At 70.5% G+C, this 11,718-nt stretch carries 7 protein-coding genes; 1 reads left to right on the top strand and 6 read right to left on the bottom strand.

Going from position 1 to position 11,718, the window contains the following annotated elements; all coding sequences use genetic code 11:
* Nucleotides 1–7 precede the first annotated feature (7 nt).
* Complete coding sequence (locus CG723_RS24025; RefSeq protein ID WP_100595530.1) at nucleotides 8–736, top strand: GntR family transcriptional regulator; 729 nt, start codon at nucleotides 8–10, stop codon at nucleotides 734–736.
* A 15-nt stretch (nucleotides 737–751) separates the two neighbouring features.
* Here CG723_RS24025 and CG723_RS24030 read toward each other — a convergent pair whose 3' ends face one another.
* The 6 genes from CG723_RS24030 to manD all read right to left on the bottom strand — a co-directional run bounded on the left by CG723_RS24030 (nucleotide 752) and on the right by manD (nucleotide 11,688).
* Nucleotides 752–1,762 carry a BadF/BadG/BcrA/BcrD ATPase family protein gene (locus CG723_RS24030; RefSeq protein ID WP_159032537.1) on the bottom strand — a complete coding sequence of 337 codons (1,011 nt, stop codon included), beginning with the start codon at nucleotides 1,760–1,762 and terminating at the stop codon, nucleotides 752–754.
* Entirely contained in the window at nucleotides 1,759–3,060 is a 1,302-nt protein-coding gene (locus CG723_RS24035; protein WP_100595532.1) for a family 4 glycosyl hydrolase, read from the bottom strand. The genes CG723_RS24030 and CG723_RS24035 overlap by 4 nt, the downstream gene beginning before the upstream one ends.
* A 44-nt stretch (nucleotides 3,061–3,104) precedes the next feature.
* The gene (locus tag CG723_RS24040; protein ID WP_234374481.1) at nucleotides 3,105–3,896 is read right to left on the bottom strand and encodes a 6-phosphogluconolactonase; all 792 of its coding nucleotides are present in this window, start codon (nucleotides 3,894–3,896) and stop codon (nucleotides 3,105–3,107) included.
* A 947-nt stretch (nucleotides 3,897–4,843) separates the two neighbouring features.
* Nucleotides 4,844–5,212 (bottom strand): hypothetical protein, encoded by a 369-nt coding sequence (locus tag CG723_RS24055; RefSeq protein ID WP_100595576.1) that lies wholly within the window; start codon nucleotides 5,210–5,212, stop codon nucleotides 4,844–4,846.
* A gap of 1,021 nt (nucleotides 5,213–6,233) precedes the next feature.
* Nucleotides 6,234–10,013, bottom strand: a complete 3,780-nt coding sequence (locus CG723_RS24060) for a S8 family peptidase (RefSeq protein WP_100595534.1) — start codon at nucleotides 10,011–10,013, stop codon at nucleotides 6,234–6,236.
* Between the two features lie 460 nt (nucleotides 10,014–10,473).
* A complete protein-coding gene (gene manD, locus CG723_RS24065; protein ID WP_100595535.1) occupies nucleotides 10,474–11,688 on the bottom strand; it encodes a D-mannonate dehydratase ManD in 1,215 nt (404 codons plus the stop codon).
* Nucleotides 11,689–11,718 lie beyond the last annotated feature (30 nt).

The following is an 11,718-nucleotide window of genomic DNA, read 5'->3' on the forward strand; positions in this document are numbered from 1 at the left end:
GGGCCGCATGGCCGACCAGGACGCGGCGAGTGGAGCCGTTGCCGCACAGACGTACCGCAAGCTCGACGACGCGCTGCGCCGAGGCGCCTACCCGCCCGGCCGCCGACTGCCCGGAGAGCGTGATCTCGCGGCCGCTCTCGGTGTGAGCCGCTCCACGCTGCGCCAGGCCCTGGGCGGGCTCGCGGCCGAGGGACGCCTCGAACGCTCCGCACAGCGCGGCTGGTTCGTCCCGCGCGAGGCGGTCGGCGAGCCGCCGAGCACGCTGCAGAGTTTCTCCGAGATGGCACGGGCCCGCGGGCTGACCGCGCAGGCCAGAATCCTGACGCAGAAGGCGCGCCCGGCCGCTTTCGAGGAGGCGGAGCGGCTGCGGATCGCGCCGGCCGCCAGGGTCCTGGAGCTGCGGCGGCTGCGGTCCATGAACGGAGTGCCGATCTGTGTCGACCTCAGCGTCGTCGCCCACGCGGACGCGCTGGCCTCGTACGACATGACGGACCGCTCGCTGTACGAGGTCCTGGAAGCGGAGTGCGGGCTGTCCGTGGCGCGCAGCACGTACACGGTACGGGCCGATGCCGCGGACGAGGAGACGGCGGCGCTGCTCGACGTCGAGCCCGGAGTACCGGTGCTCATCGGCGACGAGGTGGCGTACACAGCGGACGAGACACCGGTGCTGACCGGGCGGGCGGTCTACCGCAGCGACGCGTATCGCTTCCAGGCGGACCTGTTCCGGCCGGCCTGAACACCGCGCAGCGCGTCAGGTCGTGAAGAACCCGGGCGGTGGGAGGCCCGCAGCGAGCCGGGCCGCGACCGCGTCCGTCACCGCGACTCCGTTCTCGCCGAGCGCGTCCAGGGCCGCTCCCGCGACCGGGGGCAGCACCGCCCGGTGCGGTACTGCACCGGGCAGTTCGGCCTCGAGCGCCGTCCGGAGAGCCGCCGTCACGGGCGAATCCGCGGCCATCAGGACCGAGCCGGACAGTACGACATTCACCGCGCCGTCCCCCTCCGCGAGCCCGGTGGCGCGGGCGGCGACACCCGCGTACATCGCCAGGCGCCGCCCCTCCTCGCGCACGATCGCCTCCGCCACCGGATCGCCCGCCGCGGCGACCGCCGTGACCACCCGGGCGGCACGGGGGCGCGCCGACGGCGGCGCCCCGTTCCCGCGGCGGGTGAACCAGTGGTTGAGCTCCTCCGCCCCCGGCTGGTCGTAGAACTCCAACAGCGCCTTGGTCAGTTCGGTCTCCGGGGCCACTCCCAGGTCGGCGAGGAACACCGCCCTCAGTGCCTCGATGACCAGGCCCGAAGCGCCCATCGGGTGCTGGACCCGGAAGCCCATGTCCCACATGGCGCCGGAGCGCCCGCGAGCGGCGACAGCGGCGGCCGTGCCTGACTGGACGGAGACGCCCACCCCGGACAGCTCGCCGCAGCGGATCGATGCGTAGCCGTCGTTGAGGACCGTACGGTGGCGCAGCCCCGGGTAGTGGTCCGCGAGCACGCCCTCCCAGAACTCCCGGTCCTCGGGCCAGTCGACCCCGGCGAGCCGGAACGCCGCGCCCGCGACCGAGGCGCGGCCCGCCCCGGCCCCGGCCAGGGCGTCGCCGATCGCCGCCGTCACCTCGCGCACCGCGTCGGCCGGGCGCGGCGCCCCGTAGATGTCGCCACAGCCCGCCCGCCCGGCGCCGACGGTCTCTCCGGAGGGCAGGCAGAGCAGCGCGACGGTCTTGCTGTTGCCGGCGTCGACGCCGAGGTACAGGCCGGATCTGGTCACGGAACTAGCCTCTCGGGCAGCCACGCGCGCTGCGCCACTGCCATCTCGGCGTACAGCGCCTCCGCGACCGGGAGTGAGGGGACCAGCGGGTTCGCGGCCATGGCGCGTACGGCGTCATCAGGTCCGCCGTCCCAGCCGGCTCGTGCGGCGAGGATCTGATACTCGGCGAGGGCCTGGGTGATGCCGCGCACGGAGTGCGGGAGCGGGCTCTGCTCCTCCGGGTGGAAGCCCTTCGCGTCGACCGTGCCCCAGACCTCGACGACCGTGGACTCGTCGAAACCGGGCAGGAATCCGCCGGTGTTGGGGACGTTGAACGGGAGGCGGGCGCCGGTGTCGTTGTAGTAGGCGCTCATCGCGTCGATGGCGAGCTCCAGTTCATGGATGCCGCCGCGCGAGCGGGCCGGGTCGAGCCGCGGCTCGACGGAGGCGGCCTGCTCGCGGTAGTGCGCCCAGTAGTCCGGCACCTCGGACAAGATGTCCTCCGCGCGGGTCGTCGGTGCGTGCCGCAGCTCGCGCAGCCGGTCCTCTCGGAAGTAGTAGTAGAGGAAGTAGTCCGAGGGGATCGAGCCCATGGTGACGGCGAGGTGCAGGGCGCGCCGGCCGTGCACGTCGTCGGCCGGGGTGTCCTTCATCTGCTCCCAGCGCTCGCGCAGGAGCGCGATGGCGTCCTCGCCGTCGTACGTCGCCTCCGTGGACCAGCAGTTGTGGTTGACGCCGGCCATTTTCGTCACGAGCAGGTCGGGGTCGAGTCCCGCGGCACGGGCGATGACGGGCGGGAAGCACATCGGGCCCTCGCAGAACGAGACGATGGGGATGCCGCTGAACTCCGAGACCGCCTGGGAGACGATGTTGACCGGGTTGGTGTAGTTGAAGATGCGGGCGCGCGGCGCGACGGCGGCCAGGTCCTCGCAGAGCCCGCGCATCACATGGACCGAGCGCAGCGACATCATCAGGCCGCCGGGGCCTTGCGTCTCCTGGCCGATCACACCGTGCTTGAGGGGTATCCGCTCGTCGAGTGCCCGTGCCTCGAAGCCGCCCGGACGGAAGGAGGACAGGACGGCGTCGACGTCGCGTACGCCTTCGCGGCGGTCCGTGGTAGCCGTCACCGTGATGTCGAGACCTTTGGCGCGGGCCATCTTCTCGGTGATCGTCTTCACGACCTCGAGGCGGTCCGGATCGAGGTCGATCAGCACGAATTCCGAGCCGTCGAAGTTCTCGCCCTGGTGCATGAACGAGGCCATCGTGCCGGGGGCGCGGGTGGATCCCCCGCCGAGATACGCGATCTTGATACGGGCCATGCCGAGGTCTCCTTGGACGTGAGGCGTAGGGCGTGGGGTGTTGGTCAGAGGGCGTGCGCCGCGCTTGCGTCGAGAAAAAGGTCGGGGCGGGCGCAGTCGCTGAGGACGGTGGCGGGCCAGTCCGGCTCGTACGACACGGCCGCCGCCAGCCGGCCCGCGGCCGCCGCCTTGTCGGGGCCGTGGGCCACGAGGACGGTCCGGCGCGACTGTTCCCTGATCGTGCCGACCCCGACCGTCACGCCGTGCAACGGCACGTCGTCGAGGCCGTCGAAGGTCGGGAACGTGACGAGGTTGTCGCGGCGCGTCTGCTCCGCGAGCCGGGCCACATGGGTGCGGGTGCCGGCCGGAGTGCCGGGCGCGTTGAAGGCGACGTGTCCGTCCCCGGCGCCCGTGGCGAGGATGAACAGATCGATGCCGCCGAGGTCTTCGAGGCGCTTGTCGTAACTCTCCGGATCGGATGGATCGGGCACCCACAGGCGGTCGGGCTCGATCGAACGGCCCGTGCCCGCAGCGGTGTTAAGCGGTCCGGTGATCTCCTCCCGGCCGAACCGCAGGCAGGAGTGCGGGAGTCGGTGGTCGACGGGCCGGAACTCCCCCGGCACCGCGCCCTCGACGACGTACTCGTCCATCATCGCCACCGTCAGAGGGCGCAGGTCGAGTCCGCGCCGCGCGACCTCGCCGGCGAGCGCGCGATAGGTGGTCCGAGCGCTGCGCCCGCCCGGACAGCCCAGGACGTACGGCCTGCCCTCGCGGGCGGCCTCTTCCAGCCCGTCCGCGACCATCGCCGCGAGGGCGCGTCCGAGGACGTACGGATCGGGGAATACCGTCGGCAACACGCGCACCAGAGCAACTCCTTCGCAGACCAGTTGCACCAGATACGCTAACCGGGCTGTTCTCAGCGCGGCAAGGGTGGCGGCACAGCTGATTGATCGTCGCGCAGGCAGCGCCCGGCAGCACCGGCTCGGCCGGACACACCCCCGGCACTTCAGCCGGGATGCGCGGTCGGCGGGAGAACAAATGGTGGGGCACATGCGTGTCCCCAAGCCAGGCCCGGTGAAACCGTTCTGGACCGCTACGGGCGTCCTGAAGGATGCCATTATTCGCGCATCGTCTTGACCTGCTGGCTCTCGCGCTCCCCAGGTGAGCCGTGATCCCTTCTCATGGCGTTGAAACTGCTGCACTGGATCTGTCGGGGACTGCTCGGCGGGCTTGCCCTGCTGCTGCGAAGCCCGGCCTCGAAGGAGGCGGAGATACTCGTACTCCGCCACGAGCTCGCGGTACTGCGACGGCAGGCAAAGCGACCAAGACTGTCGTGGGCGGACCGGGCGGTGACTGCCCCATCGGCAGCTGTGACCTGCCCAAGGCGCACCGGCTGGCCATTTCGGCCGAGGAGCTGCACCGCTCGTTCCAGTCCCAAAGTCTCGATGCCCCTCCGCCGTGTGTGCCGAAGTCGGCGCACATAGGTACGGGCATACGACTCTGCGGGTGAGGCCCCGTCCCACACAACGTAGACAGGACAGCGCCGTTGAGGAGGAGGGCAGCCAAGGCGGCCACGGATGCGTACCGAACTCGCGGGCCATGTGCACCAGCGCCTCCCGCAGCAGGCTCTGGAGTTCTGCGCGGCCCGTGGCCGGCGCGGCGGTGTACCCCCGCGCCGCCCCGGGCAGTTCGCCCCCCAAGCAGGTGCCACCCGCCCCCGTACGGTCGGTCGTGTCCTCGACGCCACACCAGCCCCCGGAGCAGGTCGTGTTCCTCGACGACGGATGTCCGTGGCGCCGCCCCGTTACTGCTTCTCCTCCATGCGGATGACACGCCGTAGCTCGTCGGCCGCTGTGTGGCTCGCACCCTCGCGCTGCTCCAGCATCGCCGCCGCGATGGCGTCCAGCTTGCGCTGAACCGCGTGCGCATCACGCCGTTCGGTGTTCGTCAGCAGAGCCAGCAAAAGCAGGTTGCCGGCCGCCACGACGTCCCCCGCGAAGATCAGCCAGGGCAGCGGCAGGTGCGCAAGGTGTATGGCGACCATGCCGAGGACCAGGAGCACGCACAGGGCGGAGAACAGTGGCGAGCTGGTGACGTTCGATGCCCGCTCGGAGAAGGCGGCGAACAAGTCGCGCCCGGTGCCGCCCCGCTCGGCGGGATGCTCAGTGGTCATGCCCTCCATGCTCCCTGCCCGGCACCCGCCGGTGCGGGACCCTGGCCGGACTTGCCGACGATGCCCCCACACGCGAGTTGCGCCGTGTCCGCCCGGCGGGCGCGGCCTTGGTAGTGGTGCGCTCGCGTATTCAAGTATCGCCGGTTCTGGCGCTTGGGAGACGGGGCAGTGACTGTGCGCGTTCCCCGGAAGGCAGGGATTGCGTACGGTCAGGGCCGCAGGAGCCTGACCGCAAGGAAGCACGGAGCCTGGCGGAGCTTGTTGTAGGCCGTTTCGTCGAGTTCTCGCAGGCCGGGCGTCGGGCGAGGCTCGATGAGAGCCTGCCCGCGACCAGCGAGGCGATGTCATGCGGTCGATGACCATGCTCATGGGACGCCGTCTGGCCCGACGCCGACCGCCCTCACCCGCCTCCTGGTAGAGCTTGGCGAGCGGCCTGCACACCCGGCAGGTGCCGGACAGGCGCGGTTAGGGCTGCGGAGTCATTCGGCATCACCTGTCGCGGGTGTTCTGGGGCTGCTGGTGCGGGCGGGATCGCGCCAGGGCCGCACGCAGCAAAACCCATAAGATGATCAGTTGTTGCTGTCAAGAGTCGCCACCACTCTCTCGGCCGGAGGCGGTGGGGCCCCAATTCTGCGGTCTGCGCGAGCTATTGAACGTCAGAGGCGATCAGCCCCTCGGCGTCGGCCCAGGCCTGCAGCTGCTCGACGATGCGGTGCCAGGTACCGCCCCGCCGCCAACGTCGGAACAGGGCGAAGCTGGCGAGATGCTGCTCGACCGCGCCGCGCCGCGGGCATGCTCCCCGCGGGCGGCACCGTGCAGGGCGCGCTGTGCGATGGAACTGGTGGAGCCGTCGCCCCGGCCCCAACTAAGACGCCAGGCAGGCCAGTTGGCATGCGAAAGGGCCGGGCAGTCCCCCACGCCGCCCGGCCGGATCTGACCGGTCCGCCGGGCTGTCCCTACTCCCGCAGGAGGACCGCCCGGCGGACCGGAGTGCAGTACATGTGCGCCACCGTGTCCGTGTTCAGCGCACGTCGTAGGCGCGGGTCACGGTCTGTGTGACGGAGGCGCCCTTGTCGTCCTTCAGCTCCGACTTGAGCGTGACCTGTTGGCTGGAGGCGCCCAAGTGGTTCACGGTGGCAACCCACTTGCCGCCCTTCTTCTCGGTCTTCGCCGCGGTCCAGGTCGTGCCGCCGTCGTAGGAGTACGACAGCTTCGCCGACGTGATCTCGCCCGGCGTGTAGCCGGCCTGGCCGCTGGCGGACAGGGTGATGGACTGTCCGTCCCGGGCCGCGAGGGTCTTCATGGCGTCCTCGGGGATCGCGTACCTGGGGAAGAGCAGCGGGATGCTCTGCGAGTAGGCGTTCGGGTTCTCCTTCGACGTGAAGCCGAAGACCGTCGTGGTCCTGGTGGACCGCTTGAAGAACGTCGCAGGCTGGCCGCCCTTGGAGGTGGTGAGCTCAAGCTCGTAGGACGCCCCGTCGGACGGCACCGTGAAGACGCCGTACGGGAAAAACTTCGAGCCGACCTGCGCGCCGTCGCGGCGCAGCCGGACGTTGCCGGAGTCACCGAACGAGCCGGGGAGGCCGGTGTGGCTGCCGTCGCGCCAGAACGCCCTGCTGAAGTCGACTCCGATCAGGTTGCCCTGTCGCTCCGCGACGAGGGAGTCACGGCCGTCATCGGTGCGTGGCGCGGCTGCCGAGAGGACGCCGTCGTACCACTTCTCGCTGGTGTGTTCGCCCTTCTCATAGACGGTGGGCAGGCCCTGCATGAACTCGCCGAACGGCATCGAGCTGGAGACCCCACGGTCCCAGACGGCCCGGTCGCCGGTGTAGTACTCGGTGCGCTCGCCGGGCACCGCGAACCGCTCGAACGCGGCGGCCGAGCCGGAGATCCCCGAGTCGAAGGTGCCTGTCGTCATGTCCGCGAAGTCGGTGGCGACACCGGCTGCCGTGTACGAGGCATCGACGCGGGCCAGGTCCTTGTCGCGGGCGGTGTAGGTGCGGTCCGAGACGACCGGTCCGTCCTCGGTGTACGCCAGGTTGTAGAGGTACGGCGTCGTGCCCGCGGCCTGCCAGGAGACCTTGCCGAGCTGCGCGGCGAGCGCCTTGCCCTCGGCTGCGGGCAGGCTCAGGATCGGCAGGGGCGCAACGGCGAAGCCGGTGTTCGGCGTCCAGCGGACCTCGGAGTCGTGGTACACGATGACGGCGATCGCGCCCGCCGCCTGGGCCGCCCTGGCCGGCGTGAAGACGTCCGCGTCGGTGTCGGCCAGCTTCACCAGGGCGATCTTGCCCTTGACGTCGGCGGCGGCGATCTCGTCGGCGGTGCCCGAGCCCGCGCTGACGACCTCGGCGGAGCCGGTGCCGTTGAGGTTGGCGCCGCCGGTGGACGCGGCGTACGGGTGCAGGCTGGTGCCGTCGGCGGTCTTCAGCTCGCGGATCAGCGGGGCGGCGTTGCGCCAGATGCTGGAGAAGGAGAAGTCGCCGTCGGTGGCCCTCCCCTGGATGTCGGCGTAGTAGCCGCGCAGGGCGCGGCCGCCGGTGATGGTGCCGGAGTGCACCCAGTAGTCGTCGAAGGAGCGGGCGTAGCCGAGGACGGCGCCGCGCGTCTCCGTCTTCTTGTCCTGGGTGACGGCCTTGAGGCGGTGCGCCTTGCGGGCGTCCAGGACGACGGTGGTGTCCTTGGTGAGCCGCAGCTGCGGGCGGCCCAGGTAGGTGATCGAGTCGTACAGCTTGGCGCCCTCGCCCGCGTCAGGCGTGGTGACGAACGCCGACAGCTCATACGCACCCGCGCGGACCTCGAAGGTCTGCTCCTCGGCGCCGTTGTTGGCGACGCGCACCGCGGAGACGTCGTCGGTGCCGACCACGTCGAGGCTGGAGGCGCCGAGCGCCGGGTTGCCGCCCCGGTCGATGAGCTTGACGGTCAGCTTGACCGTCTTCGGCTCGACGTACAGCGAGAACGGCGTGGAGACGTGGACGCCGCCGGGCCCGGTGGCCAGGACGCGGCCGGTGACGTCGCCGTACTGGGCGGCCTTGAGGTCCGCGGTCGGGTCGACGGTGAGGGGGACCTTGACGGTCTCGCCCGCCGGGACGGTGACCGTGCGGCGGCCGAGCTTGGCGACGGCGCTCTCGACCTCGGAGCCGTCGTTGCCGGTGACGCCGTCGACCTTCAGCGTCAACTGCACCGCTCTGTCACCGGTGTTGGTGTACGGCATCTCGACGGTGGTGGGGTCGCCCTTGGACTGCGGCCATGAGTACGAGCCCGCCTGCACGGAGCCCGCACCGAGCACGGTCTGCTTCAGCGCCTGGTCCACGCGCATCGAACCGCCGCCGGTCTCGCGCACGTCGCCGGAGATGTCGGTCTTGGCGGAGGAGACGAGGGCCTGCTTGATGCGCTGCCCGTCCCAGTCGGGGTGCTTCTGCTTCAACAGGGCTGCCGCGCCCGCGACATGGGGCGTCGCCATCGACGTACCGGACATGGTGGTGTACGCGTAGACGCCGGTGCCACCGGCGGCCGCGGCCTTGATGTTCACGCCCGGCGCGGCGATCTCCGGCTTGAGGGTGTGCGAGCCGAGGACAGGGCCGCGCGACGAGAAGTTCGCGGTGTCGTCCTGCGCGTCGACGGCGCCGACGGTCAGCACGTCGGGGGCGCAGCCCGGCGCCGCGACGGTGTTGCCCTTGGGGCCCGAGTTGCCCGCGGCGATCACGAACAGGGAGTCCGTGCTCTTCGCGATTTCCTCGGCGGCGACGCCCATCGGATCGGAGCAGTCGCCGACCTCGGTGGAGCCGAGGCTCATGGAGATGACGTCGGCATGCTGGTCGACGGCCCACTGCATGCCCGCGATGATCCCGGAGGTGGAACCGGAGCCGTTGTCGCCGAGGACTTTGCCGATGAGCAGGTCCGCGTCGGGGGCGACGCCCTGTTCCTTGCCGCCGGACGCGGCACCGGTGCCGGCGACGGTGGAGGCGACGTGCGAGCCGTGACCCTGCTGGTCGTCGGTGCCGGAGGCGGAGCCGGTGAAGTCCTTGGAGTCGACGACCTTGCCCTTGAGGTCCGGGTGGTCAGCGTCGATACCGGTGTCGAGTACGGCGACCTTGGTGCCCTTGCCGGTGTATCCGGCTGCCCAGGCGAGGTCGGCACCGATCTGCTTCGTCGACTCGGCCATGGTCGACTTCGCCTTGGCGTCCAGCCACAGCTTCCTGACCGGCGAACCGGCCCTGGTCCTGGGGCTGGTGACGTCCGCCCAGAAGGAGGCCGCCTTCTCCTTGTCGGCATTGAACGACACGGCGCCGATGGAGTCGAGGGTGTGGGTGCGCTCGGCACCGCGCGGCGTGGCGGGCAGCGAGCGGGCCACGTCCACGGACTTCTCGTACATGGCGATGACCGGGATCGACGCGCTGTGGACGTCGTCGTAGCCCTGGGCGACGAGGCCGGTGACATTGAACAGCTGCTCGTCGACAAGCCCGGCGTCGATCTTCTGCTGGACGCCCTCGGGGTAGACGAACAGGTCGTCGCCCACGCGCCGGGTCTCCACGACCGGCTCACCGCCGTCCTCGCGCGGCAGCACGCTCGCCGAACTGCGGCCCTTGGCATCGGTCTTGACGACGACCTTGTCGCCGGTGACGAGGGTGACGACGGCCGTCGCGGCCTTCGCATCCTCGGCCTGGGCGGCGGCGCTGCCGACCAGGGGCCTGTCGTTTCCGGCGGCGCCGTCGGTGGCGTTCGCCACGGACATGCCTCCTGCCGTGACGGCCAGGACAGCGGCGATGGCCGTGCCCAGGGTCGTTCGCGATATCGCGCGCATCGGTGCTCCCCATCCCCAACCGGCCGGAAGTGTTCACGTGCCGGAGATCTCTTCGTGGTGCTGCGGTGGGGACACAGTGGCAGAGGGTTCTGCGGTGGAGGAGGACTCACTACGGCGGGTATACGCCGTGTCCGGTTTCCGCCACAAGGCGCCGCGCACCGCGCACGCATTCGCTCCGACGGGTGTTCCGACCAGGCCGGTCTCTCGCTGACGGACCAACATCAACTGACCAGCAGGGGGTCACTTTTCAACCGCCGGAACTGGCTCACATTCAAGCGTCGCCGACACACGGCCAAGGCCAGGCGGGCGGCCAGGCCCTGCCCGCGGAAGGCCGGGTCGATGCAGAGTACGGACTGCGGCGAGGGAAGTGAGCCGTCCTCCTTCCCTCGCCTTGCTCTGGAGCACGGCGACCCACCGGAACCGGAGGGTCAGACTGTGCTGTGAGCTGGCGGACGGTGGCTCACCAATCGTGGATGGTGCCGTCCTGCAGGCGGTTGACGGGCAGATAGGCCGCCTCGTAGGGGTGAGCAGCGGCCATGTCCTCGTCCAGTTCCACGCCTATGCCGGGGGCCTCGCCCGGGTGCAGGTGTCCGTCGGTGAAGGTGTAGGCGTGGCGGAACACCTCCTCGGTGAGTGCGGTGTGGCCCGAGTACTCCTGGACACCGAAGTTGTGGACTGCCAGGTCGAGGTGGACAGCCGCAGCCATGCCGACGGGTGAGATGTCCTCCGGCCCGTGGATGGCGCTCTTGATCTGGTACTGGGCCGCGAAGTCGAACAGCTTGCGCAGCGGCGTGACGCCTCCGAAGTGGGTGACCGCGGACCGTGCGTAGTCGATGAGCTGCTCGGTGATCAGGGTCTGGTAGTCGTACACGGTGTTGAACACCTCGCCGATCGCCAGCGGCGTGGTGGTGTTGGCCCGTACCAGGCGCAGTGCCTCCTGGTTCTCGGCGGGGGTGCAGTCCTCCAGCCAGAAGGGCCGGTAGGGCTCCAGGTCCTTGCCGAGGCGGCCCGCCTGGACGGGGGTGAGCCGGTGGTGCGCGTCGTGCAGCAGGGGCAGGTCGGCACCGAACTCGCTGCGTACAGCGTCGAAAACGGCCGGGATGTGGCGCAGGTAGGCGTCGGTGTCCCAGTCCTCCACCAGGGGGCGGGCCTGCTGATGCAGGACGGCCGAGCCGGCGTCGTCGGTGCTGTGCACGCCGTATACGGCTTTGAGGCCGGGGATTCCCGACTGGATGCGGACGGCCTGGTAGCCCTCGGCGAGCCGGGCCCGCACCGAGTCGATGAGTTCGGGGGTGTCGCGTCCGTTCGCGTGCCCGTAGGTGCGTACGCGGTCCCGGCTGGCGCCGCCCAGGAGTTGGTAGAGCGGGAGGCCGGCGGCCTTGGCCTTGATGTCCCACAGGGCAACGTCGACCGCGGCGATCGCGGCCATTGTGACGGGGCCCCGGCGCCAGTACGCCCCGCGGTACAGGTACTGCCAGGTGTCCTCGATCCGGTGTGGATCGAGGCCGAGGAGGAGGGGCGCGACGTGGTCGGTGAGGTAGCTGACGACGGCGAGTTCGCGGCCGTTGAGGGTGGCGTCGCCGAGGCCGGTGAGGCCGTCGTCGGTCGTCAGCTTCAAGGTGACGAAGTTGCGTCCGGGGTTCGTGACGACGACCTTCGCGTCGACGATCTTCATACGTGTGCTCTTTCCGGTGTCGTGGGAGGC

The sequence above is a fragment of the Streptomyces sp. CB01635 genome (genome assembly GCF_002803065.1).
Taxonomy (GTDB): domain Bacteria; phylum Actinomycetota; class Actinomycetes; order Streptomycetales; family Streptomycetaceae; genus Streptomyces.